This is a genomic window from Streptomyces huiliensis (assembly GCF_020037025.1).
GTDB lineage: Bacteria > Actinomycetota > Actinomycetes > Streptomycetales > Streptomycetaceae > Streptomyces > Streptomyces huiliensis.
The window spans coordinates 1-25,116 of record NZ_JAIQLH010000157.1 but is presented as its reverse complement, the minus strand read 5'-3'; the positions used below and the strand labels follow the sequence as shown (position 1 = coordinate 25,116).

Here is a 25,116-nt window from a genome sequence, read left to right as displayed (position 1 = left end):
CGTCAGCCCCAGGAATCGGCGAAGGGGCGGGGCTGGGGCGCCACCCATGGGGCGCCACCCCTACCCCCCGTAAAACCGCTCCTCGACCACGGCCCGAGCCCGCCGCGTAACCCGCCGATAGTCATCGAGCATGTCGCCCACGTGCCCCGGCTCGTACCCGAGATACCGCCCCACCGCCGCCAACTCCCGAGGATCACCGGGAAACGTATCCCCCGGCCTCCCCCGCACCAACATCACCGCGTTCCGCACACTGGTCGCGAGAACCCACGCCTCGTCGAGGATGTGCATCTCGTCGGCGTCCAAGAGCCCCGCGTCGTGGGCGGCCGAGAGCGCCTCGCGCGTCCGCGTCGTCCGCAACCGCGGCTCCCCATGCCCATGCCGCATCTGCAAAAGCTGCACGGTCCACTCGACGTCGGAAAGCCCACCCCGCCCCAGCTTCGTATGGGTGGTCCGGTCAGCCCCCCGAGGCAGCCGCTCGGTCTCCATCCGGGCCTTCAACCGCCGGATCTCCCGAACGGCGTCCTCGGACAGCCCCTCCGCCGGATACCGCAACGGATCGATCAACTCCACGAACCGCCGCCCGAGCTCCGCGTCACCCGCGACAGGCTCGGCCCGCAACAGCGCCTGGCTCTCCCAGACCAACGACCACCGCCGGTAATAAGCGGCATAGGAAGCGAGGCTCCGTACCAACGGCCCGGACTTCCCCTCCGGACGCAGATCGGCGTCGATCAGCAACGGCGGGTCGGTGGTCGGAAGTTGCAGCAGCCGCCGCATCTCGTTGGCCACGGCGAAGGCCGCTTTCGCAGCCTCCTCGTCGCCGACCCCGTCCCGAGGCTCATGCACCAGCAGCACGTCGGCGTCCGAGCCGTACCCCTGCTCGCGCCCCCCGAAGCGCCCCATCCCGATGACGGCGAACCGCGTGGGCAAGGTATCGCCCCACTCCGCGCGCACGGCGGCGCGCAGCGCGCCCGCGAGAGCGGCGGCGTTGAGATCGGAGACGGCCCGGCCGACGAGATCACACCGGCTGCCGTGATCACGAGCGACGGGACCGCCCTCAGCCCCGCCGGGCCTCCCGTAAGCACCGACGATGTCGGCGGCGGCGACGCGGAACAGCTCCCGCCGCCGCACCCCCCGCACCGCGACGATCGCCTTCTCCGCGTCCTGGGCCCGCCCGACGGCCGCGAGCGTCTCCTGCTCCAGCACCTCGCGGTCGCGCGGGCGCAGCCCCTCGGGCGCGCCGAGCAGGGCGACGGCCTCGGGGGCGCGCAGCAGCAGGTCGGGGGCGAGCCGCCCGGCGGACAGGACGCGGGCCAGGTTCTCGGCGGCGGCGCCCTCGTCGCGCAGCAGCCGCAGGTACCAGGGTGTCTTGCCCAACGCGTCGGAGACCTTGTGGAAGTTGAGCAGTCCCGCGTCGGGGTCGGAGGAGTCCGCGAACCAGCCCAGCAGCACGGGCAGCAGCGTACGCTGAATCGCCGCCTTCCGGGTCACTCCCGAGGCAAGCGCCTCCAGATGGCGGAGCGCGGCGGCCGGGTCCGCGTACCCGAGCGCCTCCAGGCGCTGTCCGGCGGCCTTGGGGCTGAGCCGGGTCTCGGCCGGTTCGAGCTGGGCGACGGCGTCGAGCAGCGGCCGGTAGAACAGCTTCTCGTGCAGCCGCCGTACTTCCCGTGCGTGCCGCCGCCACTCCTTGCCGAGCTCGGTGACGGGTTCCGTACGGAAGCCCAACGAGCGTCCCAGCCGCCGCTGTTCCGCCTCGCTCTCGGGTACGAGGTGGGTGCGGCGCAGCCGGTGGAGCTGGATGCGGTGTTCCATGGCGCGGAGGAAGCGGTACGCGGCGTCCAGCGCGGCGGCGTCGGCCCGTCCCACGTACCCGCCGGCGGCGAGCGCGGCCAGTGCGTCGAGGGTGGTGCCGCTGCGCAGGGTGGCGTCGCTGCGGCCGTGCACGAGTTGCAGCAGCTGGACGGCGAACTCGACGTCCCGCAGCCCGCCGGGTCCGAGCTTGAGTTCGCGTTCGAGCCGGTCGGCGGGGATGGAGGCGACGACGCGGCGGCGCATCTGCTGCACGTCGGGGACGAAGTTCTCGCGTTCGGCGGCCTGCCAGACGAGCGGCGAGACGGCGTCCGCGTACTCCTGCCCCAGCTCGGCGTCGCCGGCCACCGGCCGGGCCTTGAGCAGCGCCTGGAACTCCCAGGTCTTCGCCCAGCGCTGGTAGTACGCGAGGTGGCTGCTGAGCGTGCGCACCAGGGGGCCGTTGCGGCCCTCGGGACGGAGGTTGGCGTCGACGGGCCAGATGGTGCCCTCGGGGGTGATGTCCGAACAGACGCGCATCATCCGGGAGGCGAGCCGGGTGGCGGCCCGCAACGCCGTCGCCTCGGTGGTGTCGCCGCGCGGTTCGGCGACGAAGACGACGTCCACGTCGGACACGTAGTTGAGCTCGTGGCCGCCGCACTTGCCCATGCCGATGACGGCGAGCCGGCAGGCCGCCGCGTCGTCGGGGTGCTCGTCGCAGGCGACGGCGAGGGCGGCGCGGAGGGTGGCGGTGGCCAGGTCGGCGAGTTCGGCGGCGGTCTCGGCGACGTCGGTGGTGCCGGTGACGTCCCGGGCGGCGACGGTGAGCAGGCAGCGCCGGTAGGCGGCGCGCAGCGCGTCGGACGGCACGAGCCCGGCCTCCCGCCCGGCGGCGACACCGTCGGCGAGGGCGCGCTCGAACTCGGCCGTACCGGGATGGAGATCGGCCCGCTCGAACGTGACGAGCGCGTGCCAGTCGCCCGGGTGCCGCGCGAGGTGATCGGCGAGCGCCTCGGACGCCCCGAGCACGCCCAGCAGCCGGTCGCGCAGCGGCTTCGCACTGACGACGGTGTCGAGCAGTTCCTGCCGCTCGGCCGGCCCACGCTTCGCCTCCAGCGCCTCGGCGAGCCGCACCAGCCCGAGCAGCGCGAGATCGGGATCGGCGGTCGCGCCGAGCGCGTCCAGGAACACCGGATCATCGCGCAACGCCGCGAGCCCGTCGGCGTCGTCGAGCAGCCGCTCGGCGGCGGCCGGATCGGCGAACCCGCTCCGCACGAGCCGGGTGTACGTACTGCCGCGCCGGCTCTCGGGCCGCCCGTCCGGCACTGTCATCCCATCGCCCCATCGCCTCCAGCTGACCATGCCCGGTCAAGGCCCGATCTCCAGCGTATCGACAGACCCGCCGCCGCGAAGCGCGGCACCCACCCCCCGATCGGTGCGGAATCCCCGGTTCCCGCCACCGCCCACGACCGCGCCTGCCACGCTGACTGGCCGATGGCGGCTGCGGTGGCCGGTACGTGGAGGTGGCGCGAATGAGTGACGAGAACGGGTGGGAGCTCGACCCCGAGGACGAGTCCATGGTGCTGGTCGCCGCAGTGGGGCGGCAGCTGAGGCTGTGGCGGGAAGCGGCGGGGATGGAGGCGGCCGAGCTGGCGGCGGCCGTCGGCTACAGCCGGGATCTGGTCTACAAGGTGGAGCGGGGCCTGCGCGTCCCCCAGCCTGGCTTCCTGGAGCGGGCGGACGAGGCCCTGGGGGCGGGCGGGAAGCTCGCCGCCTTGCGGGAGGACCTGGCGGAGGCGCGGTACCCGAAGAAGGTCCGGGACATCGCGAAGCTTGAGCGGGAGGCCGTCGAGCTGGGCTCGTACAACAACTCGGTCATCGACGGGCTCTTGCAGACGGAGGCTTACGCGCGGGCGGTGTTCGCCAACCGCCGCCCGCCGTTCGGCCAAGACGAGATCGAATGGCGCGTAGCCGCGCGGATGGCCCGGCAGGAGATCGTCACGGCTTCGGCACGACGGCCCTTCTTCAGCTTCGTGTTGTGCGAGGCTACGCTGCGGCGCTCCGTCGGAGGCAGAATGGCCATGCGGCAGCAGCTCGAACGCCTGTTGGAGATTGGCCAGTGGCGGAACGTGGAGCTCCAGGTCCTGCCTCTGCACAGCGAGGTGAACTCCGGTCTCGAAGGGCCGTTCAGGCTGCTCAAGCTCACGGACAGCACGATGGTGGGCCTGTACGAGGTGCAGCTCGCCAGCCGCGTGGTCACCGACGCCAAGGAGCTCCAAGTCCTAGACCTGCGTTACGGAGTCGTCCGAGCGCAGGCGCTCGGACCACAGGAGTCCCTGGCCTTTGTCGAAAAGGTACTGGGAGAGACATGACCCTCGGATCCTCCGGCGGAACCGGCCCCGAACCGGAGTGGATAAAAAGCAGCTACAGCAACGGAGACGGCCCATCGTGCGTCGAGATGGCGGCCGCTGATGACGCGGTCCGCGTGCGCGACTCCAAGAAGGCGGAAGGACCGTCCGTCGCGTTCCCTGCGGGCGCATGGGCCGCCTTCACGGGGTTCGCTTCCGGCGGGTGACTCCACGGCTACCCCCGGGGAGGGCAGAGCGGCGATGAGCAAGTGAAGGAAAACGCCGTCACTCCACGGGAACGACGCAGGTCACAAAGTGTGGTCCCCGCGCACGCGGGGGTGGTCCCACCGCCCAGCAGCAGTTCATCCACGCCCACGGGTGGTCCCCGCGCACGCGGGGGTGGTCCGAGGTGGCGGGGCACCGCGCGCAGCGCGTCCTCGTGGTCCCCGCGCACGGGGGTGGTCCGGCAACCGTCAAGGGCGGGGTGGGCAAGCTGCGGTGAGCCCACAGCGCGGGTGCCCGCAGCCGACAACCGCGGGCCCCGCCACGCCCTTGAGGCGAAAAACCCCGCCCGCCCCGCCGGGCTAAAGCACCGGCAGCATCTTCCGGAGCTCGAAGGCCGTGACCTCAGACCGGTACTCCTCCCACTCCTGCTTCTTATTCCGCAGGAAGAAGTCGAAGACGTGCTCACCCAGCGTCTCCGCGACCAGTTCGCTGCGCTCCATCAGCTCGATCGCTTCGCCGAGGTTCTGGGGCAGAGATTCGATGCCCATGGCGCGACGTTCTCGTTCGACAGCAAGACCGCGGCTTCAACGACACGGTGAGCGCTACCGGGCGCGCAGCCCGATGCCCGCGGCAAGTTCCCGCCGCCCAGCCGTGTGGGGATGCCGGTGGATCAGATCAACAGCGACGCGGCGGATCGCCGGCCGATCCGTAACCTCGGTCGGGGAAGTACGCAGCGCCTCCAGAAGGGCGTCGGCGGTCTGCTGGGGTTTGCCCCACTGCCACCAGGCGCGGGCCAGGTCAGTGTGCATCCGGGCCTTCCGCTCGGCCGTCGGGAACTGCCCCGGGCGCAGCTCCCGGCCGACGTGGAGGGCTGCGCCGGCGTCCCCGAGGGCCCAGTGGACGCCGACTTCATAGAGGGTGACGGCGGCCGGGCTGATGGAGAAGGCGGCCCCCGCTGGCGGGGTGTGCGGCAGTCGGCGGGCCGCGCGCGAGGCTTCGGAGATCAGGGCGAGGGCCTGGTCGCGGTGACCGGCCCGGGCGGCGGTGTACGAGGTGGTGCACAGCATCTGCGCGTACGCCATGGCTTGCGCCTGAGTGTTCAGGCCGGTCCGCTCGACGGCGCCCAAGGCACTGTCCACGAGGCGCTGGGCGGCGTCCGGCTGGCCTTGGTGCCGCAGGACAATGCTCAGCTCGCGGGACGCGGCGGCGGTGGCGATCGGGTCGCCGGAGAGGTCCGCGTATGTAATGGCCCGGTCGGCGGTGATCCGGGACCGCTCGTACTGGCCGATCTTCGTCAGCACGCGCGAGGCCAACGCGTAGCAGGACGACAGGGTCGCGTACGTGGCCTCCGTGCGGGCGACGGTGGCGGCGCGGGCGTCGGCCAGGAGCGCGGGTAGGGCGTCGAGGAGTTGGGCGTGGCGGCCGGCGTCGAACAGCGCGTGCGCGCGGGCAAGGCGCGGGGCGACCGGGGCCAGAGGGCTGTGCGGCTCGGGTGGGGCGGCCAGCGCCTCGTCGATGCCGGCCAGGAGCTGGAGGGGGACGGCGGTTCCGGCAGCGGCGAGCAGTGAGCGGCGGCGCAACGGGTCCTCCTCGGCATGACGCTGACCGGACGGCGCCACTGTAGTGGGCGCCCCCGGCCCGAGGCCGATGGCCGCGGCCAGAACATCTGTCGGTAACCCCACCTCGCGGGCGGCGCGCCGCAGCAGCCCGATGTCGGGGGTGCCGCTGCGTTCCAGACGGGAGATCGTGGAGGCCGAGCAGCCCACCCGGCGGCCGAGGTCGGCCTGCCGCCACCCGAGATGGACCCGTCCGAGCCGGATAAGCGCCCCGGCCCGGCTGCGGCCGATCAGGGCGACGGCTTCAGGGGTTCTCCACAGCGCATCGGTGCTCACCACACCTCCAGCGGGCGCAGGACCGGCGCGCCAACCGTACGCGCGGCCCCGGTGGCCGTCGAGAGCGCGTGCAGCATCTGCACACCGTGTGCGACCAGCGGCAATCGATCACCACGGGCCCGCAGCCGGCGGTGAACTGGGGGCACGCCCCCGGCTCGCGGGGCGGCAGGTCCGAGCAGCAGGGAGGACAGCATGGCGACGGCAGTCGAGGCCAGGCCGAAGGTCCGCGATCCTCGGAACTACGTCAAGCCCGAGGTGTGGGAGCGGGAGATCCAGCTGCTGATGCGGGACTACCCGTTCGACGAGGTGTACGCCAACCGCCTGTTCCACGCGGCCGTCTCGTACCTGATCACGGCGATGGAGAAGTGGGGGCAGAAGCTGGAGATGTGCTGCGGGCGGACCGTGGACATCGCCGTGCACACCTTCATCCTGGACACCCGTAACTACCGGGAGTTCTGCCACGAGCACTTCCAGGGCCGGTTCCTGGAGCACATCCCCGAGATCGCGTTCAAGTACGACGGATCGGTCAAACGCACCGCGAAGATCATCGCTGAGAACGGGTTCGAGGTGGACTGGAAGCTCTGGGAGGCCGACTACACCAAGTGCGGGCCGTGCGCCCCGGGAACCAGCTGCCACTGAGCGAACCGGAACGACCAGGCCCGGGGACGCCGCGCGCGTCCCCGGGCCCCTTCGTGGGCCGAGCGGGTGGAGTTCGGCGAACACGCCTCGGCGGCGGGACGGCGCCGGTACGGTGGCGAACTCACGCGGCCCGCCGTTCCCCGCGAGGAGCCCCATGCCCCGCCCGCCCCTCACCCCCGCCGAATACTGGGACCTCTACAAACCCCACCGTGGCGAGGGCGACCAGCCGGCCCCGCCCGTCGGCCCGTTCGAATGGACGCAGTTCCCCGGCCACGGGCCCGGCCTCGAACTCCTCGGCACGCCCCGCACCGTCCTGGAACTCGGGCCCGGAGAAGGCGCCGACGCCGTCTGCCTCGCCCGCCGCGGCGCCCAGGTGACCGCCGTGGACTTCTCCGCCCACCAGATCGAACGTGCCCACCGCTGGTGGGCGGACGAGCCGAACATCACCTTCATTCACGCCAACGTGTGCGAGTTCCTCGTCACCCAAGCCACTGAATACGACGCGATCTACTCCATGTGGGGCGCGGCGTGGTTCACCGACCCCAACCGACTCCTGCCCCTGGTCGCCAAGCGGCTCACCGCCGGCGGCGTCTTCGTCTTCAGCCACGCCGAGCCCGCCCCCGACGTGTACGGGCCCCAGCAGATGCGCGGCAAGTGGCTGGAAGGACGCGAGCGCGAACTGACCGTCCTGCGCTGGCAGTACGCCCCCCACATGTGGGCTGACCTGCTGAAGCGTCACGGTTTCGACGACGTCGACGCCCGGGTCCTCCCGCCGCCGGGCGACGAGGCCCTTGGCACGCTGCTCGTGCGCGCCTCAGTGGACTGAAGGGTCCCTGCCCTTTGCGGTTGTCACGAAGAGAAGAGGCTGCTCCGGGTACTGTCGGCGGGGCCTCTTGACGTCTTGCTGATCTTTCGGCGTTTGTTCAAGGTCGGTTCTGCGGCCCTGACGGATTCCTGCCTGCCGGCGCGCCCAGTAGTCATCGAACCAGCTCAGGTCGTACTCCGGCCGGTGCTGCCTGGCCGGTACGTAGGGGGTGGCCACCCCTCGGCGAGGTTGCTGGCCAGCCGGAGGATGAGTGTGCGGCTGCGCCCCACCCTTTCGGCGAGCTTCGGAATGGTCATGGTCTCCCTCTCCGGCTCCGACGATCCCGCGGACGAGCACCGCCCGGCCGGTGTCCGCCTTCCCGGCTGCCCGCAGGGACGGTTCCGCCTCTTCAGCGGCAGCGCGGCGGCCGTCGGCTACGGCATGAGCTACCGCGACATCGCCGCCCACCTCGACATCGACATCCACGCCGCCCACGACGCCGTGAAGAACGCCCTCAAGGCCATCGCCCAAGAGCCCGCCGAGGACGTACGACAGATGGAGCTGGAGCGCCTCGACCAACTGTATGAGCGCGCGGTCAAGAGTGGTCCCCCCACACGCGGGACAATCCCGGCGGCGGCACCTGAGCCCACACCCAAAGCACGGGGCCCGCAGCCGGTAACCGCGGGCCCCATCAAGCCCCTTGAGGCGAGAAACCCCGCCCGCCCCGCCGGGCTAAAGCACCGGCAGCATCTTTCGCAGCTCGAACGCCGTGACCTCGGACCGGTACTCCTCCCACTCCTGCTTCTTGTTGCGGAGGAAGAAGTCGAAGACGTGCTCGCCGAGGGTCTCGGCGACGAGTTCGCTGCGCTCCATCAGTTCGATGGCCTCGCCGAGGTTCTGGGGGAGGGGCTCGATGCCCATGGCGCGGCGCTCCGCGTCGGAGAGGGCCCAGACGTCGTCGTCGGCGCCGGCGGGGAGTTCGTAGCCCTCTTCGATGCCCTTGAGGCCGGCGGCCAGCAGGACCGCGTACGTGAGGTACGGGTTGGCGCCGGAGTCGATGGAGCGGACCTCGACGCGGGTGGAGCCGGTCTTGCCGGGCTTGTACATGGGGACGCGGATGAGGGCGGAGCGGTTGTTGTGGCCCCAGCAGATGTAGGAGGGGGCCTCGCCGCCGGCGCCCGCGGTGCGCTGGGAGCCGCCCCAGATGCGCTTGTAGGAGTTGACCCACTGGTTGGTGACGGCGGAGGTCTCGGCCGCGTGCCGGAGGAGGCCGGCGATGAAGGAGCGGCCGACCTTGGAGAGCTGGTACTCCGCGCCGGACTCGTGGAAGGCGTTGCGGTCGCCCTCGAAGAGGGAGAGGTGGGTGTGCATGCCGGAGCCGGGGTACTCGGAGAAGGGCTTCGGCATGAAGGTGGCGTGCACCCCCTGCTCCAACGCCACCTGCTTCATCACCAGGCGGAACGTCATGATGTTGTCGGCCGTGGAGAGCGCGTCGGCGTAGCGCAGGTCGATCTCCTGCTGGCCGGGGGCGCCCTCGTGGTGGCTGAACTCGACCGAGATGCCCATGGATTCGAGCATGGTGATGGCCTGGCGGCGGAAGTCCATGCCGACGTTCTGCGGGGTGTGGTCGAAGTAGCCGGAGGAGTCGGCGGGCACCGGGCGGGTGCCGTCCACCGGCTTGTCCTTGAGCAGGAAGAACTCGATCTCGGGGTGGGTGTAGAAGGTGAACCCGAGGTCGGAGGTCTTGGCGAGGATCCGCTTGAGGACGTAGCGGGGGTCCGCGTACGACGGGGAGCCGTCCGGCATCAGGATGTCGCAGAACATTCGGGCGGTGCCGGGGGCCTCCGCGCGCCAGGGGAGGATCTGGAAGGTGCCCGGATCCGGCTTGGCGATCATGTCGGATTCGTACACCCGCGCGAATCCTTCGATGGCGGAGCCGTCGAACCCGATGCCCTCGTCGAAGGCCTGCTCAAGCTCCGCGGGGGCGACGGCGACCGACTTCAGGTAGCCGAGCACATCGGTGAACCACAGCCGCACGAAGCGGATGTCGCGCTCCTCGAGGGTGCGGAGCACGAACTCCTGCTGCTTATCCATAGCTACCTATCCTCGCTGGTCAGGCCGTCCGCTCCCGGCCGCGGGGGAGGCCGGGGCACATCAGCATCCCACCACACGATTTCGCACGCGTTGCGCCCGGGCGTCCCGTGGTGGTCTCTTCCATTGTCGGTGCCGCGGAGGACCGGCGCAGGGGTGGGCCCCGGCGGGCCCCGGTGATCGTCTTGTACGCCCCCCCGGCTACGCTCCTCGCGTGCCGAGCACCGGGCGGGCGGGCCGTTCACGGATCACGGCGTGGCGCCCGGAGGTGTCGGGCGTCGCGGAGATCCTCCACGCCCGTTTCTTCGAGCACGCGTACCCCATGCACACCCACGACACCTGGTCGCTGCTGATCGTCGACGACGGCATGATCCGCTACGACCTGGAGCACGACGAGCACGGGGCACTCCACCACCAGGTGACCCTCCTGCCCCCGCACGTGCCGCACAGCGGCTCCCCGGCCACGCCCGGGGGCTTCCGCAAGCGCGTCCTCTACCTCGGCACGGACGTGCTGGGCGAGGAGCACATCGGCGCGGCCGTGGACCGGCCGACGCTGGCCGACCCGCTGCTGCGCCACCGCGTCCACCACCTGCACGCCGCCCTGGCCGCGCCCGGCGGGGAGCTGGAGGCGGAGAGCCGGCTCGCGTTCGTCGCCGAGCGGCTGACGCGCCACCTGGACCTGCGGTCCGCGCCCCGGCCCGCGCCGGGCGGCCGCGACGCCGCCGTCCTCGCGGACCGGCTGCGGCAGCTGCTCGACGCGCACCTCGTGGAGGGGCTGACGCTCCGGGAGGCGGCGGCCCGGCTGCACGCCCATCCGACGCACCTGGTACGGACGTTCAGCCGGGCGTTCGGCATCGCCCCGCACCAGTACCTCACCGCGCGCCGCGTCGACCGGGCGCGGCGGCTGCTGCTGGACGGGGTGCCGCCGCGCACGGTGGCGGTGGCGGCCGGGTTCTACGACCAGGCGCACCTGGGGCGGCACTTCAAGCGGATCGTGGGGGTGGCGCCGGGGCGGTACGCGGCGGGGGCCGCCACCGCCGCCACTACCGCCACTACCGCCACAACCACAACCACCGCCCTCAGCCGACGGCGGCCGCCTCGGTGACCTCAAGGATCGCCGCCAGCCCCGCCCGGCTGCTCTCCAGCTCGGCGATGCGCTCCTCCATCCCGCGCAGCTGGTCCCGCAGCCGGTCGCTCACACAGGGGTGGACGAACATCCCGTCCCCCTCCACGCACGGCAGCACCTCCCGGATCACGCGCGTGGGCAGTCCCGCATCGAGCAGCGCCCGGATGCGGCGGACGGTCAGCGGGGCCTCGGGCCCGTACGAGCGGTGGCCGCCGGGTGTGCGGACCGGGGTGAGCAGGTCCTGCTCCTCGTAGTAGCGCAGCAGGCGGACGCTCACTCCGGTGACCGCCGCCAGTTCTCCGATCTTCAACAGTGATCCCCCTCACAGTGCCGGTTTCGAGCTTGAAGCTCACACATGTGTCAGCTTCTAACGTCTCCGGCATGCAGCAGAACACAGCACAGACCACAGCGCACAACACGGCCACCACCCACGCCATCGGCGGCGACCTCGTCGTCCCGCGCCTCGGCTACGGCGCCATGCGCCTCGCCGGCCGGCCCGACGAGCGGCACGGCGTCACGGCCCCGATCTGGACGGCCCCCACCGACCGCACGGACGCGATCGCCCTGCTCCGGCGGGCGGTCGAGCTCGGGATCCGCCTCTTCGACACGGCGGACGCGTACGCGCTGGGCGAGAACGAGGAGTTGGTGGCGGAGGCGCTCCGCCCGTTCGCCGGCGACGTCGTGATCGCCACCAAGGTGGGCGTGGTCCGGCCCTCCCCGACCGAGTGGGTCACCCACGGCCACCCCGCCTACCTGCGGCAGCAGGCCGAACTGAGCCTGCGCCGGCTGGGCACCGACCGCATCGACCTGCTCCAGCTGCACCGCATCGACCCCGCGTACCCGGCGGCCGACCAGATCGGCGCGCTGAAGCAGCTCCAGGACGAGGGCAAAGTCCGTCACATCGGGCTGTCGGAGGTGACCGTCGAGCAGGTGCGGGAGGCGTCCGCCATCGTCCCCGTCCACACCGTCCAGAACCTCTACAACCTCGGCGAGCGCGGGCACGACCCCGTCATCGACCACGCCACGGAGCACGGCATCGCGTTCCTGCCCTTCTGGCCCATCGCGATGGGCGAGCACGCCGGGCCGGACAGCCCGGTGGCGGAGGTGGCGCGGGAGCTCGGGGCGACGCCGGCGCAGACGGCCCTCGCCTGGCTGCTGCACCGCTCCCCGGCGATGATCCCGATCCCCGGCACCTCCTCCCCCGCCCACCTGGCGGAGAACTGGGACGCCCTCGGCCTGTCTCTCTCCCCCGAGCAGTACGCCCGCATCGACCTGGCCACGGCCCCGAAGACCCCGGCGTCATGAACAGCAACCCCTTCAACCTGCGGGTGATCGAGGAGTTCCGCGCCAACGGGGGTGTGGTGGGCGGCGAGTTCGCCGGGACGCCCCTGCTCCTGCTCACCACCCGGGGCGCCCGCAGCGGCGAGCTCCGCACCACGCCGCTGGTCCACCTGCCGGACGACGCCGGCCGTCCCCACGTCTTCGCCCTCAACGGCGGCGCGCCGGTGGCCCCCGCCTGGTACCACAACCTGCGCGCCCACCCGGAGGCGCTGCGGGTGGAGCTGGGCGGCGAAGTGGGGGCCGACGCCTTCCCCGCCCGGGCGGTGGAGGTGACGGACCCGGCGGAGTACGAGGAGCTGTGGCGGCGGCAGGTCGCGGCCGAGCCGAAGTTCGCGGAGTTCCGGGAGCGGGCCGAAGGGGTGGGGCGCGTGGTTCCCGTGGTGCGGCTGGAGCACCGGAGGTAGGCACTCGTAACGCCAGGGGGGTGGGTTTGAGCGACTGCTCAAGACGCAGTGTACGCTGCGTTTTGAGCAGTCGCTCAAACCATTGCTCCATTGCTCCATTGCTCCGGGGGGAGTCGTTCGATGGGCTTGTACGTCGAGGCGCTGATCCGCGCCGATCCCGACGACCGGTGGGACCGCACGCAGCGACCCGACCGGCACCGCCGCTGGGGCCTGCGGTTCACCGACATCACGTACCTGCCGTGCGCGCCGGGCGGGCCGCAGCGCTTCCGGTACGCCACGCACGTCCTGCTCGCCACCCCGCCCACCCCCGCCCCTATCTCCGCCACCACCACCAACGCCAACGCCACCACCGCCCCGGAGCCGTCATGACCTCGATCTTCCAGCGCGCCCTCGGCGCCGACTTCGACCGGCTCCACCCGCGGATCCGGCAGCGCTTCTCCGTGGGCCTCGACAGCGGGACGGCCTGCGTGGGGCGCGGCACGATGGAGCGCGTCCGGCACGGCCGGGGCTTCGTCCGGCCGTTCCTCGCGCTGGGCGGCACCCGGAACATCCTCGTCCCGCGGGCCGGCCGCGACGTGCCGTTCACCATCGAGAACGTCCCGTACCGGGACTCGTACGGGCGAGAGACCGTCACCTTCGTCCGGACCTTCGCCTTCCCCGACGGCGCCCGGCGGTTCGACGCCACCATGATCTGGAGCCCCGAGCGCGGCTGCGTCGTCGACTACCTCGGCACCCACCAGCACCTCGCCACCGACCTGCACTTCTCGGCGGAAGCCGACGGGTCGCTGGTCATCCGGTCCGGCGAACACCGCTTCCGGGAAGGCCGGGTGGACGTCCGCGTCCCGGACCTCGTCGCGGGCGACGCGGTGGTGCGCGAGTCGTACGACGACGCGGCGGGGTGCTTCCGGATCCGGGTGGCCGTCACCAACCGGCGGTTCGGCCCGCTCTTCGGCTACTCGGGGTCCTTCACCGCGGACTACACGGCCGTGCGGGACTACGGGGTCAGGGCGGGGCTGCGGCCGGTGCGCGAGGAGGCGCGGGTATGAGCCGCGGTACCCGGACGGCGCCGAGCACGAGCGCGGACACCCGCGTCAAGCTGATGGAAGGCGCCCTGCGCACCCTCGCCGAGCAGGGCATCGCCAAGGTCTCCGCGCGGAGCATCGCCGCCACCGCCGGGGTGAACCAGGCCCTGGTCTTCTACCACTTCGGCAGCGTCGACGAGCTGCTCTCCGCCGCCTGCCGGCACGGCGCCGAACAGCGCGTCGCCCGCTACCGGGAGCGGCTGGACCGGGTCCGGAGCCTCTCCGAACTCCTGGAGCTGGGCCGCGAGTTGCACGCGGCCGAACGCGCCGAGGGCAACGTGGCCGTCCTCGCCCAGCTGCTCGCCGGGGCACAGAACCAGCCGCGGCTCGCCCCGGCCACCGCGGCGGGCCTCACCCTCTGGATCGACGAGATCGAGCGCGTCCTGTCCCGCGTCCTCGCGGACACCCCCCTCGCCGGCTTCGTCGACTCCCCCGGGCTCGCGCGCGCGGTCGCGTCCGCCTTCGTCGGCCTGGAACTGTACGAGGGGGTGGACGAGGACGGCGCCCTGCGCGCCCTGGACGCCCTCGACCAGCTCTCCGGCCTGGTGTCCGTCCTGGAGGGCCTGGGCCCGGTCGCCCAGCGGGCGGTCCGCGCCCGCCTGCGGCGCGGCGGGGGCAGCCGGGGGCGGCCGTGAGCCCGGGCGGCGCGGGCCCCAGCCGTTCCCGGCCTCCTCGGCCCTAGCCGTTCCCGGCCTCGTCCACCCGGTACCCCGGCACCGACGGCCACCGCACCGTCATCACGACCGACTCCTCCTCCGCGCGCCAGGAGTGGTCGATCCCCTCGCCCCACACGACGTAGTCGCCCTGCTCGCTCAACAGCACGCTCCGGCCCGGCAGTTCGACCCGGAACCGGCCGCTGATCAGGACCAGCAGCGCGGTGCGGGCCTCGTCGGTGACCCAGCGGGCGCGTTCGTCACCGGCCGGGTGGACGCCCCACTTGATCTCGACCGCCTCGCTGTGGCGGGGGTCGGAGGGGTCCTTGAAGTGGCCGAGCAGCCAGCCCCGGTCGAGGGCGGCGTCCTTGCCGGCGTTGCCTACGTACACCGTGTCGTTCATGCCGCCGGACCGTATCAGCGCAGCGTATCGGCGGTCCGGGCGCCGCACGGGAGGGCATGCCCGTACCGCCGGGTCAGGCGCCGGCGTACGCCGCCACGGCCTCCGCCACCCGTTCCGCCCCGTCCTCCCCGGCGACCTCCCCCGCCAGCCGCCGGGCCGCCTCCGCGTACGACCGCTCCGTCGTCGCCTCCCGCAGCGCGTCCGCGAGGCGCTCGGCCGTGAGCTCGCGGAACGGGACGGGGGCGGGGGCCGCGCCCCGGGCGGCCAGGCGGGCGGCCCAGAAGGGCTGGTCGGCCATGACCGGGACGGGTACGGACGGCACGCCCGCGCGCAGCGTCGCGGCGGTCGTGCCCGCGCCCGCGTGGTGGACGACCGCCGCGAGCCGCGGGAACAGCGGCGCGTGCGGGACGTCCCCGACGGTGAGGACGTCGTCCCCGGCCGCCGACAGCCCGGCGGTGCCCGCCTGGAGGACGCCGCGCAGGCCGGCGCGGCGCAGCGCCGCGACGACGAGCCCGCTCAGCCGCTCGGCGTCGTCGGCGGGCATGCTGCCGAAGCCGACGAGGACCGGGGGCGGCCCGGCGGCCAGGAAGTCCTCCAAGGCGGCGGGCAGCCGGTCCACGCCCTGATGCGGCCACCACGGGCCCGTCACCACGTGGCCGGACGGCCAGTCGGCCGGGCGGGGGACGAGGGCCTCGGTGAAGCCGTGTAGCACCGGCGCGCCCGTCGCCGCGTGGCGGCGGCGGACGGCGGACGGGGTGGCGGGCGGCAGTCCGAGGTCGGCGCGGAGCGTGCGGACGGCGTCGGCGTAGAGGCGGTCGGTCACGCGCAGCGCGAGCCGGCCGGCCGTCCTGTTGCCGAACCGGCCGAGGGAGCGGGTGCCGCCCACGACGGGCGGGAAGTCGCCGGTGGGGGCGGTCGGCTGGAGGAAGACGTCGAGGGTGCGGACGCCGGTCGCCTCGGCGAGGTGCCGGCCGAGGGGGGCGGTGGTGGTGGAGAGCAGGAGGAGGTCGGGGAGGCCCCGGCCGCCGTCGCCGGTGACGGCGTCGGCCAGCCCGCTCCCCAGCCGGCCGACGAACGCGGCGGCGGTACGCATCAGCTGCCGGTTCCCGCCGTCCCCGTCCCGCCGCCCGCTGCGCGGGTCGCCCGGGAGCGGGCGGAAGCCCAGGCCGGCGGCGTGGACGAGGGGGGCGAAGAGGTCGTGGGTGGCCAGGGTGACGTCATGGCCGTCCGCGCGCAGCCGGGCGCCGAGGCCGGTGTAGGGGGCGACGTCGCCGCGCGAGCCGGCGGCGGTGATCAGGATCCTCATCGCGCGCCCTCGGCCACCCCGTGCCGGGCCGCGTTGGCGCGGATGGCCGCCCGCACGTACGCGGCCAGGCCGGGCCGCTGCTCGGAGGGCGGCACCAGCAGGGCGAACGCCCGCGGGTCGGTGGCGAAGTCGTCGGCGACGCGGACGTGCGTCTCGGCCGGGCAGGACATGAACCAGCGGTCGAGGTGTCCCCGGTGCACCTCGGCCAGGTCCATGGCCCGCTCGCCGTCCGCCGGCGCACCGGCATCGAAGGCGGCACACAACTCCCGTCTCCATTGGGCAAGTTCGGCCATGATCCGCCGCCAGTCGTCCTTGCTGTGGGCGGCGGCGCTGGCCAGCGACTGGCGGTGCTTGTCGCTGTCGCGCCACTTGAGGGCGGCCTCGGTGGCGTAGCTCAGGTCGAAGGCCACCTCGCCGAACACGTCGAAGCGCTCGGCCGGCGTCAGCGCGACGCCGGTCTCCTGCACCTCCATCGCCCGTTCGGCGACCTCCACCAGCCGCCGCAGCCGGCCGATCTGCTCGCTGAGCAGCTTGTGCCGGGCGCGCAGCTGGTCGAGCGCGTTGGCCTGGGGGTTCTCCAGGATGGCGGCGATCTCCTCCAGGGAGAAGCCGAGTTCGCGGTAGAAGAGGATCTGCTGGAGGCGGGCCAGGTCGGCCTCGCCGTAGAGGCGGTAGCCGGCCGCGCTGCGCTGGCTGGGGGCGAGCAGCCCGGTGCGGTCGTAGTGGTGCAGGGTCCGCACGGTGATGCCGGCGAAGCCCGAGACCTGTCCGACGGTGTACGTCATGGGGTCCTGCCTTTCGTCGGGCCTCAGCCTGCGGCCTGACGTGAGGTGAGGGTCAAGCGGGTCCCCGCGGGCCCTCGTACCGTCGGCGTCAGATCGGCAGCCCCACGATCCCCCACCCCAGCGCGTGCGCCTCGCGCACCACTTCCGCCCACTCCCGCAACAGCACGGCGAACGCGTCGTGGTCCGGGATCCACCGTCCTGGGGAGTCGGCGTGCGCGGTGTGCGGCCCGTCGAGCCCGTCGAGCAGCGGCTCGGCGACGGCCCAGGCGGCGGCCAGGACGGGGACGGCGTCCGGCGGACAGGCGACCAGCAGCCCGACACCGTGCTCCGCGAAGAGCTCCCGCACTCCCGGCGCGTCCGGCCCCGTCCCCGCCGGGGGAACGGCCATGTCGTACGGATCCCAGAACAACCCCGACAGGAACGTGTCCAACGCCGCCCGCAGCTCCGGCACGGCCTGCTCCCGGACGTCCTCCCACCGTTCACCGGCCCAGAAGTGCGCCTTGAACGAGCCGCTCGTGGAGTGGAACTCGTACAGCGCGGACCACTCCGCCACCTCGGCGGGAAACCGCACCCAGCCATCGGGCAGCCCGGCGAAGAACTCGGCGTCGCACTCGTCGGGATACACGGCGTCCACCAGCCGCTCCCCCCGCTCCCCGGGCACGAACCCCGCGACCCGCTCCCAGTCGACAACGAGCACACTGATGTCGAGCCCCATCCGTCGCCCCCACCCCTTCACCGTTTCCTGAGCGGCTACGTCCCCACCCCAGGTACCGGGTGGGCCGGCTGATCGCCCCGCCCGGCTACTTGGGCGAGCGTGCAGGGTAACCGGGGTTCAAGAAGAGAGCGGCAAACGAGTGGGGTCCATGCCGACGGTCGAGCCAGGCGGAGAGACCAGCGAGGGACCCGGACAACATGGCCCGCAGCAGAACCGCATGCAGTCCGGCCGCCTCGCCCCGCCCGACATCAGTGAGGAAACGGCCGTATCGGGCGTTGACCGATTCCTGGTAAGTCCTCATGGATTCCAGAAAGCTCGCCGCCGGCTCCGTGGGTGCGCTGGCGGCACGGTACATGGACGGGGCGAGCGCGGCCGTGTCGGCGGTCGTGAGCATGCCCGTCACATCCCGGAACACATACCCGGACATTCCCTCCGTTCGAACGATGGCCATACGGCGGGCGATCCGCCGCGTGACGGCACGTGCCTCGCGGTCGCATGCCCCCTCCATGACGACGCCGAGATTGCGAGTGGTCGGCGATCCGTCGAGATCAGGTGCGGAGTAGGTACGCCCGTCATGGCGTCGGAAGTTCACCCCGTACTGCGTTCGTACGATCTCGTCACCCCTGAGCCGGTAACTGCGGAACGATCCGTAATGCAAGCAGTCGTGCGCGTACGCGCGCAGGAGATCGAGCGATGCCAGGTCGGGATCCATGGGCAGGCCGGACGTCAGCGGACCGGATACCGTGACCAGAGCCCGCATGTGCAGGTGCCGGTAGCCCTGGTCCGGGTGATGAAATCCGCCGTACGCTCCCTCGCGCTCCGAGCGGACCCCGACCATGACGCGGTCGATTGGAAGCAGCCGGCCAAGGCCGAGGGCGGCGTACCGAGGCCGGAGCAGGGCGAGGCCGTCCCGGAAGGGGCGGGTGTGCAGCCCGGCCGCGCTCCAGTCGGTCAGGACTCGGGACAGCGGCCGGAACGTCACCTGGGGGTGCCGGCTCGCCAGGTCGGTCGCGTCGCGGCGCAGCTCGGCCAGCTTGGCGGCCAGCGCTACCGCGTCGGCTTCGCCGGACAGGTGCTCATGGGGAGCCAGCAACCGGGGAATGCCGGTCAGCCGAGGGGCGCCGGCCCGACGATCAGTGCTCGATGTGACTCCTGCACCCCTTCCGGCAGCTCGTCCGGGGAGAACCATCGCGCCTCCAAGACCTCAAACGAATCGATCTTGAGTTCGCCGCCGACCAGAGCCGCTTCGTACGCGACCTCGATCCGCAGCTTGTATCCGCTCTTGAGGTGGACAAGTGGGCCGACCTTGACCTCCAGGCCGGTCTCCTCACGCACCTCCCGAACCACGGTCGAACCGAACTCCTCGCCCTTGACCGCGTAGCCGGTCGGCAGCCCCCACTGCCGTCCCTCCGGCCACATCCGGTGACGTAGCAGGAGCACGCGCCCCGCGTCATCTCGGACGACGCCCGTCACGCCCACCATGAACTTCGCGTGCGCGATCCAGAGAACCCGCCATTGCATCGGGCCACGGATGATGCGCCAGAGGCGGGCGATCAGTCGCTTCATGACGTCTCTCTTCCTGGGGAGTTGGGCCGCATGCGCGGCCCACTGTCCAACGGTGTCGGCCGAGCCGTGACACGGCTGCCTCGCCGATCGCCTGCGATCCCGGGCGAAACGGCCGCGATGACGCGATGCGCCTCCGACCGCACCGCCGGCCGCTGGCGCCGAGTCACCTGCCACTCCCTCGCTTCTTCGTACGGCACTGAGGGCAGCTGCACGGCGGATAGGCGCTGGACAGGTACGGAGCGAGGCGCTCGTTGCCTACCGGAACGATGACTCGGGCCCGCTCCCGGACCACCTGGCCGGTCTTTCCGTCGACGTCGTAGACATGCATGGTCATGGCCATGAACGCGTCCTCCCGCGGCTCGGCACCGTGCGGTCACGGCACACCACCAGTGCAGCGGCTCGGACGAGCGGGTGGGCGAGAGGGGACCGGACATCCAGGCGGACGTTTTGACGCTCGCCTCGGTGGCCAAGTCGCTACGGTGACGGACAAACGGCGGTGGTACGGATGACGGGCGGGCTCGTGAGCGAACTGGCACGGCTTCGACGCGCGGCCGGGTACACCCAGGAAACGTTCGTGACGGCCTTCACCCACGAAGCCGCACGCTTGGGCATCAACGCGTCCATCAGCGTGCGACAAGTCCGGCGGTGGGAACGGGAGTCTCCTCCGCCCGTACCCCATCCGGGCCAACAAACCGTGCTCGAAACGATATTCGGCGTACCACTGGCCGAAATGGGATTCGAGGTGCCCCCGCATCGCGTGACGCTCACCTCGCCGATCGGCGACGCTGGAGGTGTGAAGCGAAGGACGTTCGTCAACGACGCCGGGCTGCTCGTCGGCGCGGCACTCGTCGGCACTCGGGCGGGCCCTCGGGTGGGCACCGCCGACGTGGCCCGATTGCGCGCGGAGCTCGACGGCCTGTACCGGACCGACCACACCTCGGGGAGCGTGCCGGCCATGACGCGGGCAGGCGCGATCGAGAGCGAGATCACGAACGCGCTGGGCGCGGCTTCCTACACGAGCCGCGTCGGCCGGGACCTGCGGACCATACTCGCCGAGTTGCACGGCCACCGCGCTTGGTACGGCTATGACGGCAGGCGAATCAGCCAGGGACGCACCGCCTGCATGGAAGCCCTGGCGGCGGCACAGCTCGTCGACGACCCGTTGTTGCAGGTCTCCGTTCTGGAGACTCTTGTTCTCTTGGCGATCAAGGCAGCTCGGACGTGGGAGGCCGCGAGCGCGGTGGAGTACGCCCATCACCTGGCCACCCGCGCGGGTGCCGGACACACGGTGCACCTCGTGATCGCACTCAGGGAAGCCAATGTGGCGACCCACACAGGAGACCTGTCCGCGGCCCGCCGTGCCCTGAGCCGAGCCGTCAGCCGCCAAGGGCGCGCGGACACCGATTCCGACGTGCCGCAGTGGGCACGGTTTGCCGGTCCGTTCGAGATCGACTACGCGACGGCGGACCTGTACATACGGGCCGGGCAACCCAAGCTCGCCGTTCCTTTTCTCCAGGCTGCCGTACGCGGCATAGGTCGTGATCTGTCCCGTAACGGCGCGTCGTACCGGGTCAGGCTCGCCTGCGTCCTCATGTCAGCCGGCGAGGCCGACGAAGCGTGCGAGGAGATGCGGGGCGTTCTCGATACGTGCGGCGGGATCGCGTCCCCACGGCTGCTGGGCAGAATCCGGGAGTTCGAGCGGACCGCCGCGAGAATCGACAGCGCCGAGGCACGGGAGTGCGGCGAGCGCATCCGGGAGACCGTTCGAGGGAATGCCACATGACGCAGCGCGGAACCGTCACGGTCAGGAGCATGGACGGGTCGGCGGCCACACAGGCCGAAGGCTCGTTCCGCTTGGTCTACTCGGAAGCGTTCGCCGAGCCTCCGTACGACGAGACCGAGACCGATGTCGCGAATGCGTTCCGCCGTTTCCGCTCCCAGACACGCAAGCGCGCGTTCCGGGCCGCTCTCGCTCGTACGGGTGACGGTGAACCCGTCGGTATGGCGTTCGGCTACCCGCTCGGCCCCACCACGGGGTGGTGGCATCAGTTGACGAAGCCTGTCTCCCCGGAGATGCGCCGCGAGGACGGGCGTCGGACGTTCGGGCTCATGGAACTGGCGGTACGCGGCCCATGGCGCCGGCAAGGCGTCGCCCGTCGGCTACACGAAGCCCTGCTCGCCGACGCGGAGGCCGAGCGCGTGCTGCTCAACGTTCACCCGGGAAGTCGGGCGGCAAAGGCGGCTTACCGGGCGTGGGGGTACCGCAAGGTCGGGGAAGCGTGCCCGTGGGAGGGGGCGGAGCTCCATGACGTGATGCTGCTCGATCTGAAGTGACCGCCCGGGACGGGCAGACGGGCGGTGAGTGGCCGACTCGCCTTCGGGACGGCAGAGTCGGCGGGCATGGAAGAGCGAAAACGGCCCAGGAAGAATTGGCGCTACCCCCGCTTCGTGCGCCTCACCACCTCACCGATCGGCTATCCCGTGCCCGCCGCGCCTCGTTACGCGTCGGCGCGGCGGGTGCGCGAACTGGTGGAGACCGCGGAGCGGGAGGGGTTCAGCAGGACGGCGAAAGGGGTGGAGGAGGTGGACGCGGACGGGTTCCTCGTGTCCCCGTACCATCCCGAGCCCTCGCCGCAGCCGAGCTGGATGTGCTACCTCTTCGCGCTTACCGCTCCGGATCCAGCCGGCTGGAGACGCACCCTGCGGGGGCCGTTCCGCATCGACATCCGGATGCGGGAGTTCTACGCGCTGCCGAAGGCACGGCGGAGGACGGTGGAGGACTTCCTGCCGTTCCTGGCCGCCGAGGCGCAAGCGGCGGCCCGGGCGAAGGAACGGCGGCGTACCTAAGGCGCGGCGGGGACCGTGGACGGGCTGAACCGCGGCGCTTCCAGGATCGCGCCCGCCACCGCCTCCGGGCGGTCGTACATGAGGAGGTGGCCGGCCGGGGCGACGGTGGTGAAGTGGGCGTCGAGGAGGGTGGCGAGGGCGCGTTGGCGGGTGAGGCGGCGGCGTTCGAAGCGGGAGTCGGTGCCGGTGGCGGCGGCCAGGACGTGGGTGGGGACGGGCGGGAGCGGGTGGTCCGCGCGGAGGCGTTCCAGTTCGGCGGCCACGTCGAAGTAGCGGGCGTTCTCCATGAGGAGGGCGCGGGTGACGCGGCCCGTGCCGTACGTGCGGCGGACGAGTTCGGCGGGGACGGGGTCGACGCGTGCGACGGACGTGGCGCGGACGGCCAGCCGGCGCAGGGCCGGGCCGAGGGCGCGCGGCAGGCCGACGGTGGTGAAGGCGTGGCCGCGCGCCCGGGCGGCGGCGGTGCGCAGGGCGCGCGCGGGGAGCGGCCGGACGTTCGTCTCGACGCTGGTGTCGACGAGGACGAGGCCGGCCGTGCGCTCCGGGTGCAGCCGGGCGAACGCCTCCGCGTGGAAGCCCGCCAGCGAGTGGCCGACGACCGTCGCCGGGCCGGTGAGCCCGAGCGCGTCCAGCACGCCGGCGATCCGCGCGGCCTCGGCCGCGGCCGTGGGCGGCTCGGCCTGCGGGGCGCTGAAGCCGAGGCCGGGCCGGTCGAAGCGGACGACCGTGCGGTGCGGGGTGAGCAGCGGGACGACGGGCTCCCAGTCGAACCAGCCCATGCCCAGCCCGGGGCTCAGCACGCACACCGGCCCGGAACCCTCGCCGAGGACGTGCAGGGCGGTGCCGCCGACCCGCAGCATCCGGCCCGGCGGCCGGTCTTCGCTCATCCTCGTCCACCCCTCGTCCGGCTTCGTCCACGCGTCCACGTTGGCGGGGAGGAGCGGTGGCGCCGGCCGCCCCTCCCCGTCGGGGGAACGGCGGGCGCGCCGCGAGGGTTCCGCAGGGCGGGAGACCCTCGTGGGGTTCAGTCCGCGTCCGCCGCCGCCCAGTGCGGCCTGCGGCACGCCAGGAACGCGAGCGGCGCGAGGAAGCCGATGGTCAGCAGCCCGCCGCCGACGATCAGCAGGTACCGCCAGAGCGGCTGCCCGCCGAACTGCTCCGGCGGCACGAACCCGATGCACATCGCCGCCAGCGAGGCCGCGAACCCGACGCCCGCGACGAGCCGGACGGCCGGGACGCGGAAGCCGCGCGGCCGGTCCGGCTGGAGCCGCCGCAGCCGCACCACGGCGGCGAACATCAGCAGGTAGACGACCAGGTAGATCTGCGTCGTGATCACCGAGAAGATCCAGTACGCGCTGGAGACGTCCGGCAGGAACGCGTACAGCAGCGCGATCACGGTCGTCAGTGCGCCCTGCGCGACGAGGATGTTGCGCGGCACGCCGTTCCGGTTGAGCTTCTGGAGGACGGGCGGCAGGTAGCCCTCCTGCCGGGCGACGAGCAGCAGCCCGCTGGACGGCCCGGCCAGCCAGGTGAGCATGCCGCCGAGCGCGGCGGCGACCAGCAGCACGCCGGTGACCTTGGTCAGCCAGCCGACCCCGAAGTGGTCGAAGAAGCCCTGGAACGCCTGCATCACCCCGGCCGTGAGGCTCAGGTCCTCGCCGGGCATCACCCAGCTGACCGCCAGCGCGGGCAGGATGAAGATCAGCAGGACGAGCCCGGTGGCGAGGGCCATCGCGCGCGGGAACTGCCGGCCGGGCTCGCGCAACGACGCGACGTGCACGCCGTTCATCTCCATGCCCGCGTAGGAGAGGAAGTTGCCGACGATGAGGACGAGGCTCGCGACGCCGGTCCACGGCGGCAGGACGTGGCCGCCGTCCATGGGCGCGGCGGACGGGTTGCCCTGGCCGAGGAAGACGAGTCCGAGCACGACGAGGACGACGCCCGGCAGCAGCGTGCCGATCACCAGCCCGATGCTCGACAGCCCGGCCACCGCCTTCGTCCCGCGCGCGGAGATCAGCACGCCGGACCAGTAGACGACGACGATCACGAGCGCCACGTACAGCCCGTTGTCGGCGAGCGACGGATCGACGATGTACGCGAAGGTGCTGGCCACGTACGCGAGCAGGCTCGGGTAGTAGGCGATCGTCATCGCGAACTGGCACCAGACGGCGAGGAAGCCCAGCGGCTTCGACAGCCCCTCGCTCACCCAGCGGTAGACGCCGCCCGTCCAGCCGGACGCGAGCTCGGCGGAGACGAGCGCGGTCGGGAGGAGGAAGACGACGGCCGGGAGGAGGTAGAGGAAGACGGCGGCGAGGCCGTAGAGGGCCATGGACGGCGCGGGCCGCAGGTTGGCCACCGAGGCGGTGGTCATCAGGGCGAGGGTGGTCCAGGAGATGAACTGCCGGCGGCCGGCGGCGGCGGGGTCGGCGTGTGCCGGGCCCTCGCTCGGGGCGGCAGGGGCACGGTCGGCGGGGGGACGTTCGTCCCTGACCTGTTCCGAGAGGGGCATGAGAGGGAGGAGCGTCCTTCGGGGCAAAGCAATCGATCGGTTTCGTCCCATCATCGGACAGAGGGACCGTTCCGCGCACATCCGCTCGATCGGACGGTCGTGCGGGTGGCCGTGCGGGCCGCCCTGGGGGCGCCCTTGGGCCGCCCTTGGGGCGCATACCCCGCGGGGGTAGGGTGCGAGGGACGTACGAGGACGGGGAGGAGCGCGATGCGCGGGCGAGCTGCGGGGGTCGGCGGCCCTTGGTGCGGCCGCCTGCTGCTCCTCGCGGCGCTGCTGCTCGGCATCGTCACCATGCACACCCTCGGGCACCCGACGGGGCACGGCCGGCCGGAGACGGGTACGTCCGCCTCGCCCACGACGGCGGGGGGCCACCACGCCGAGGGTCACCACGCAGGCGGCCCGCACGCCGCGCCGGCCGGGAGGCCGGTGCCCCTGGCGGTCGGGAGGCCGGTGTCCGCGCCGGCCGCCCCCTCACCCCACCACCACCCCTCCCTCAACCCCTCCTCCGTCTGCCTCGCCGTCCTCGGCGCCGGCGCCGGCTGGGCGGTCGTCCTGCTGCTGGCGCTGGCCGTCCTCCGGCGGCCGGCCGGCGCC

27 protein-coding genes and 1 pseudogene are annotated in these 25,116 nt (G+C 72.5%); 14 read left to right on the top strand and 14 right to left on the bottom strand.

The window, feature by feature from the left end:
* Window positions 1-60: 60 nt before the first annotated feature.
* Complete coding sequence (locus JNW98_RS24170) at window positions 61-3,117, bottom strand: bifunctional [glutamine synthetase] adenylyltransferase/[glutamine synthetase]-adenylyl-L-tyrosine phosphorylase (protein ID WP_223770387.1); 3,057 nt, start codon at window positions 3,115-3,117, stop codon at window positions 61-63.
* Window positions 3,118-3,317: 200 nt separating this feature from the next.
* Between JNW98_RS24170 and JNW98_RS24165 the strand changes: the two genes are divergently transcribed.
* Window positions 3,318-4,157: a helix-turn-helix domain-containing protein gene (locus tag JNW98_RS24165; RefSeq protein WP_223770386.1), complete on the top strand. Its 840-nt coding sequence runs from the start codon at window positions 3,318-3,320 to the stop codon at window positions 4,155-4,157.
* Window positions 4,154-4,360, top strand: coding sequence for a DUF397 domain-containing protein (locus JNW98_RS24160; protein ID WP_223770385.1), 207 nt, complete (start codon window positions 4,154-4,156; stop codon window positions 4,358-4,360). Before JNW98_RS24165 ends, JNW98_RS24160 begins: the two co-directional genes overlap by 4 nt.
* A gap of 357 nt (window positions 4,361-4,717) precedes the next feature.
* Here JNW98_RS24160 and JNW98_RS24155 read toward each other — a convergent pair.
* Both JNW98_RS24155 and JNW98_RS24150 read right to left on the bottom strand, forming a co-directional pair.
* A pseudogene (locus JNW98_RS24155) lies at window positions 4,718-4,924 on the bottom strand (glutamine synthetase); the annotation flags it as partial.
* A gap of 36 nt (window positions 4,925-4,960) precedes the next feature.
* Window positions 4,961-6,250, bottom strand: a complete 1,290-nt coding sequence (locus JNW98_RS24150) for a helix-turn-helix domain-containing protein (protein WP_223770384.1) — start codon at window positions 6,248-6,250, stop codon at window positions 4,961-4,963.
* Between the two features lie 192 nt (window positions 6,251-6,442).
* Between JNW98_RS24150 and JNW98_RS24145 the strand changes: the two genes are divergently transcribed.
* Together JNW98_RS24145 and JNW98_RS24140 are read left to right on the top strand one after the other, a co-directional pair.
* Window positions 6,443-6,889 (top strand): glycine-rich domain-containing protein, encoded by a 447-nt coding sequence (locus tag JNW98_RS24145; protein WP_223770383.1) that lies wholly within the window; start codon window positions 6,443-6,445, stop codon window positions 6,887-6,889.
* A gap of 154 nt (window positions 6,890-7,043) precedes the next feature.
* Entirely contained in the window at window positions 7,044-7,715 is a 672-nt protein-coding gene (locus JNW98_RS24140) for a class I SAM-dependent methyltransferase (protein ID WP_223770382.1), read from the top strand.
* Between the two features lie 164 nt (window positions 7,716-7,879).
* On the opposite strand, the gene JNW98_RS36285 is transcribed toward JNW98_RS24140, so the two are convergent.
* Together JNW98_RS36285 and glnA2 are read right to left on the bottom strand one after the other, a co-directional pair.
* Entirely contained in the window at window positions 7,880-8,011 is a 132-nt protein-coding gene (locus tag JNW98_RS36285; RefSeq protein WP_263421148.1) for a hypothetical protein, read from the bottom strand.
* A 415-nt stretch (window positions 8,012-8,426) separates the two neighbouring features.
* Window positions 8,427-9,788 (bottom strand): gamma-glutamylpolyamine synthetase GlnA2, encoded by a 1,362-nt coding sequence (gene glnA2, locus JNW98_RS24135; protein WP_099200781.1) that lies wholly within the window; start codon window positions 9,786-9,788, stop codon window positions 8,427-8,429.
* 211 nt (window positions 9,789-9,999) lie between these two features.
* On the opposite strand from glnA2, the gene JNW98_RS24130 reads away from it, so the two are divergent.
* Window positions 10,000-10,890 (top strand): helix-turn-helix transcriptional regulator, encoded by an 891-nt coding sequence (locus JNW98_RS24130; RefSeq protein WP_223770381.1) that lies wholly within the window; start codon window positions 10,000-10,002, stop codon window positions 10,888-10,890.
* Here the strand turns inward: JNW98_RS24130 and JNW98_RS24125 are convergent.
* Window positions 10,865-11,221 carry a MerR family transcriptional regulator gene (locus JNW98_RS24125; protein ID WP_223770380.1) on the bottom strand — a complete coding sequence of 119 codons (357 nt, stop codon included), beginning with the start codon at window positions 11,219-11,221 and terminating at the stop codon, window positions 10,865-10,867. The two genes, JNW98_RS24130 and JNW98_RS24125, sit on opposite strands and share 26 nt — an antisense overlap.
* Before the next feature lie 71 nt (window positions 11,222-11,292).
* On the opposite strand from JNW98_RS24125, the gene JNW98_RS24120 reads away from it, so the two are divergent.
* The 5 genes from JNW98_RS24120 to JNW98_RS24100 all read left to right on the top strand — a co-directional run bounded on the left by JNW98_RS24120 (window position 11,293) and on the right by JNW98_RS24100 (window position 14,373).
* Window positions 11,293-12,216, top strand: a complete 924-nt coding sequence (locus tag JNW98_RS24120) for an aldo/keto reductase (protein WP_223770379.1) — start codon at window positions 11,293-11,295, stop codon at window positions 12,214-12,216.
* The gene (locus JNW98_RS24115; protein ID WP_223770378.1) at window positions 12,213-12,656 is read left to right on the top strand and encodes a nitroreductase/quinone reductase family protein; all 444 of its coding nucleotides are present in this window, start codon (window positions 12,213-12,215) and stop codon (window positions 12,654-12,656) included. The genes JNW98_RS24120 and JNW98_RS24115 overlap by 4 nt, the downstream gene beginning before the upstream one ends.
* Before the next feature lie 120 nt (window positions 12,657-12,776).
* Window positions 12,777-13,025: a hypothetical protein gene (locus JNW98_RS24110; protein ID WP_223770395.1), complete on the top strand. Its 249-nt coding sequence runs from the start codon at window positions 12,777-12,779 to the stop codon at window positions 13,023-13,025.
* On the top strand, window positions 13,022-13,702 hold the full coding sequence (locus JNW98_RS24105) for a DUF4166 domain-containing protein (protein ID WP_223770377.1): 681 nt from the start codon (window positions 13,022-13,024) through the stop codon (window positions 13,700-13,702). Before JNW98_RS24110 ends, JNW98_RS24105 begins: the two co-directional genes overlap by 4 nt.
* Window positions 13,699-14,373, top strand: a complete 675-nt coding sequence (locus JNW98_RS24100) for a TetR/AcrR family transcriptional regulator (RefSeq protein ID WP_223770376.1) — start codon at window positions 13,699-13,701, stop codon at window positions 14,371-14,373. Before JNW98_RS24105 ends, JNW98_RS24100 begins: the two co-directional genes overlap by 4 nt.
* A gap of 43 nt (window positions 14,374-14,416) precedes the next feature.
* Here JNW98_RS24100 and JNW98_RS24095 read toward each other — a convergent pair whose 3' ends face one another.
* From JNW98_RS24095 to JNW98_RS24070, 6 genes are all read right to left on the bottom strand, one after another.
* Window positions 14,417-14,794 (bottom strand): cupin domain-containing protein, encoded by a 378-nt coding sequence (locus tag JNW98_RS24095; protein WP_223770375.1) that lies wholly within the window; start codon window positions 14,792-14,794, stop codon window positions 14,417-14,419.
* A gap of 73 nt (window positions 14,795-14,867) precedes the next feature.
* A complete protein-coding gene (locus JNW98_RS24090; protein WP_223770374.1) occupies window positions 14,868-16,100 on the bottom strand; it encodes a glycosyltransferase in 1,233 nt (410 codons plus the stop codon).
* Complete coding sequence (locus JNW98_RS24085; RefSeq protein WP_223770373.1) at window positions 16,097-16,885, bottom strand: MerR family transcriptional regulator; 789 nt, start codon at window positions 16,883-16,885, stop codon at window positions 16,097-16,099. Before JNW98_RS24085 ends, JNW98_RS24090 begins: the two co-directional genes overlap by 4 nt.
* Before the next feature lie 88 nt (window positions 16,886-16,973).
* Window positions 16,974-17,600 (bottom strand): hypothetical protein, encoded by a 627-nt coding sequence (locus JNW98_RS24080; RefSeq protein ID WP_223770372.1) that lies wholly within the window; start codon window positions 17,598-17,600, stop codon window positions 16,974-16,976.
* Window positions 17,601-17,685: 85 nt separating this feature from the next.
* Window positions 17,686-18,693 carry a hypothetical protein gene (locus JNW98_RS24075; protein ID WP_223770371.1) on the bottom strand — a complete coding sequence of 336 codons (1,008 nt, stop codon included), beginning with the start codon at window positions 18,691-18,693 and terminating at the stop codon, window positions 17,686-17,688.
* Between the two features lie 14 nt (window positions 18,694-18,707).
* Entirely contained in the window at window positions 18,708-19,166 is a 459-nt protein-coding gene (locus tag JNW98_RS24070) for an NUDIX domain-containing protein (protein WP_223770370.1), read from the bottom strand.
* A gap of 520 nt (window positions 19,167-19,686) precedes the next feature.
* Here JNW98_RS24070 and JNW98_RS24065 point away from each other — a divergent pair.
* The 3 genes from JNW98_RS24065 to JNW98_RS24055 all read left to right on the top strand — a co-directional run bounded on the left by JNW98_RS24065 (window position 19,687) and on the right by JNW98_RS24055 (window position 22,013).
* Complete coding sequence (locus JNW98_RS24065; protein ID WP_223770369.1) at window positions 19,687-20,949, top strand: helix-turn-helix domain-containing protein; 1,263 nt, start codon at window positions 19,687-19,689, stop codon at window positions 20,947-20,949.
* Entirely contained in the window at window positions 20,946-21,500 is a 555-nt protein-coding gene (locus tag JNW98_RS24060) for a GNAT family N-acetyltransferase (RefSeq protein ID WP_223770368.1), read from the top strand. Before JNW98_RS24065 ends, JNW98_RS24060 begins: the two co-directional genes overlap by 4 nt.
* Window positions 21,501-21,566: 66 nt before the next feature.
* On the top strand, window positions 21,567-22,013 hold the full coding sequence (locus tag JNW98_RS24055) for a hypothetical protein (protein ID WP_223770367.1): 447 nt from the start codon (window positions 21,567-21,569) through the stop codon (window positions 22,011-22,013).
* On the opposite strand, the gene JNW98_RS24050 is transcribed toward JNW98_RS24055, so the two are convergent.
* Both JNW98_RS24050 and gadC read right to left on the bottom strand, forming a co-directional pair.
* On the bottom strand, window positions 22,010-22,900 hold the full coding sequence (locus tag JNW98_RS24050; RefSeq protein ID WP_223770366.1) for an alpha/beta fold hydrolase: 891 nt from the start codon (window positions 22,898-22,900) through the stop codon (window positions 22,010-22,012). The genes JNW98_RS24055 and JNW98_RS24050 overlap by 4 nt on opposite strands.
* A gap of 137 nt (window positions 22,901-23,037) precedes the next feature.
* Window positions 23,038-24,522 carry a glutamate/gamma-aminobutyrate antiporter GadC gene (gadC, locus tag JNW98_RS24045; RefSeq protein WP_223770365.1) on the bottom strand — a complete coding sequence of 495 codons (1,485 nt, stop codon included), beginning with the start codon at window positions 24,520-24,522 and terminating at the stop codon, window positions 23,038-23,040.
* A 207-nt stretch (window positions 24,523-24,729) separates the two neighbouring features.
* Here gadC and JNW98_RS24040 point away from each other — a divergent pair.
* Window positions 24,730-25,116: hypothetical protein (locus JNW98_RS24040; RefSeq protein WP_223770364.1), on the top strand; the 387-nt coding region annotated here is incomplete at its 3' end.

Bases quoted from the DNA above. Each gene is read 5' to 3' on its own strand.
- JNW98_RS24170 (WP_223770387.1), bottom strand. From the start codon at position 3,117: ATGACAGTGCCGGACGGGCGGCCCGAGAGCCGGCGCGGCAGTACGTAC.
- JNW98_RS24165 (WP_223770386.1), top strand. From the start codon at position 3,318: ATGAGTGACGAGAACGGGTGGGAGCTCGACCCCGAGGACGAGTCCATG.
- JNW98_RS24160 (WP_223770385.1), top strand. From the start codon at position 4,154: ATGACCCTCGGATCCTCCGGCGGAACCGGCCCCGAACCGGAGTGGATA.
- JNW98_RS24145 (WP_223770383.1), top strand. From the start codon at position 6,443: ATGGCGACGGCAGTCGAGGCCAGGCCGAAGGTCCGCGATCCTCGGAAC.
- JNW98_RS24140 (WP_223770382.1), top strand. From the start codon at position 7,044: ATGCCCCGCCCGCCCCTCACCCCCGCCGAATACTGGGACCTCTACAAA.
- JNW98_RS36285 (WP_263421148.1), bottom strand. From the start codon at position 8,011: ATGACCATTCCGAAGCTCGCCGAAAGGGTGGGGCGCAGCCGCACACTC.
- glnA2 (WP_099200781.1), bottom strand. From the start codon at position 9,788: ATGGATAAGCAGCAGGAGTTCGTGCTCCGCACCCTCGAGGAGCGCGAC.
- JNW98_RS24120 (WP_223770379.1), top strand. From the start codon at position 11,293: ATGCAGCAGAACACAGCACAGACCACAGCGCACAACACGGCCACCACC.
- JNW98_RS24115 (WP_223770378.1), top strand. From the start codon at position 12,213: ATGAACAGCAACCCCTTCAACCTGCGGGTGATCGAGGAGTTCCGCGCC.
- JNW98_RS24110 (WP_223770395.1), top strand. From the start codon at position 12,777: ATGGGCTTGTACGTCGAGGCGCTGATCCGCGCCGATCCCGACGACCGG.
- JNW98_RS24105 (WP_223770377.1), top strand. From the start codon at position 13,022: ATGACCTCGATCTTCCAGCGCGCCCTCGGCGCCGACTTCGACCGGCTC.
- JNW98_RS24100 (WP_223770376.1), top strand. From the start codon at position 13,699: ATGAGCCGCGGTACCCGGACGGCGCCGAGCACGAGCGCGGACACCCGC.
- JNW98_RS24095 (WP_223770375.1), bottom strand. From the start codon at position 14,794: ATGAACGACACGGTGTACGTAGGCAACGCCGGCAAGGACGCCGCCCTC.
- JNW98_RS24090 (WP_223770374.1), bottom strand. From the start codon at position 16,100: ATGAGGATCCTGATCACCGCCGCCGGCTCGCGCGGCGACGTCGCCCCC.
- JNW98_RS24085 (WP_223770373.1), bottom strand. From the start codon at position 16,885: ATGACGTACACCGTCGGACAGGTCTCGGGCTTCGCCGGCATCACCGTG.
- JNW98_RS24080 (WP_223770372.1), bottom strand. From the start codon at position 17,600: ATGGGGCTCGACATCAGTGTGCTCGTTGTCGACTGGGAGCGGGTCGCG.
- JNW98_RS24070 (WP_223770370.1), bottom strand. From the start codon at position 19,166: ATGAAGCGACTGATCGCCCGCCTCTGGCGCATCATCCGTGGCCCGATG.
- JNW98_RS24060 (WP_223770368.1), top strand. From the start codon at position 20,946: ATGACGCAGCGCGGAACCGTCACGGTCAGGAGCATGGACGGGTCGGCG.
- JNW98_RS24055 (WP_223770367.1), top strand. From the start codon at position 21,567: ATGGAAGAGCGAAAACGGCCCAGGAAGAATTGGCGCTACCCCCGCTTC.
- JNW98_RS24050 (WP_223770366.1), bottom strand. From the start codon at position 22,900: ATGAGCGAAGACCGGCCGCCGGGCCGGATGCTGCGGGTCGGCGGCACC.
- gadC (WP_223770365.1), bottom strand. From the start codon at position 24,522: ATGCCCCTCTCGGAACAGGTCAGGGACGAACGTCCCCCCGCCGACCGT.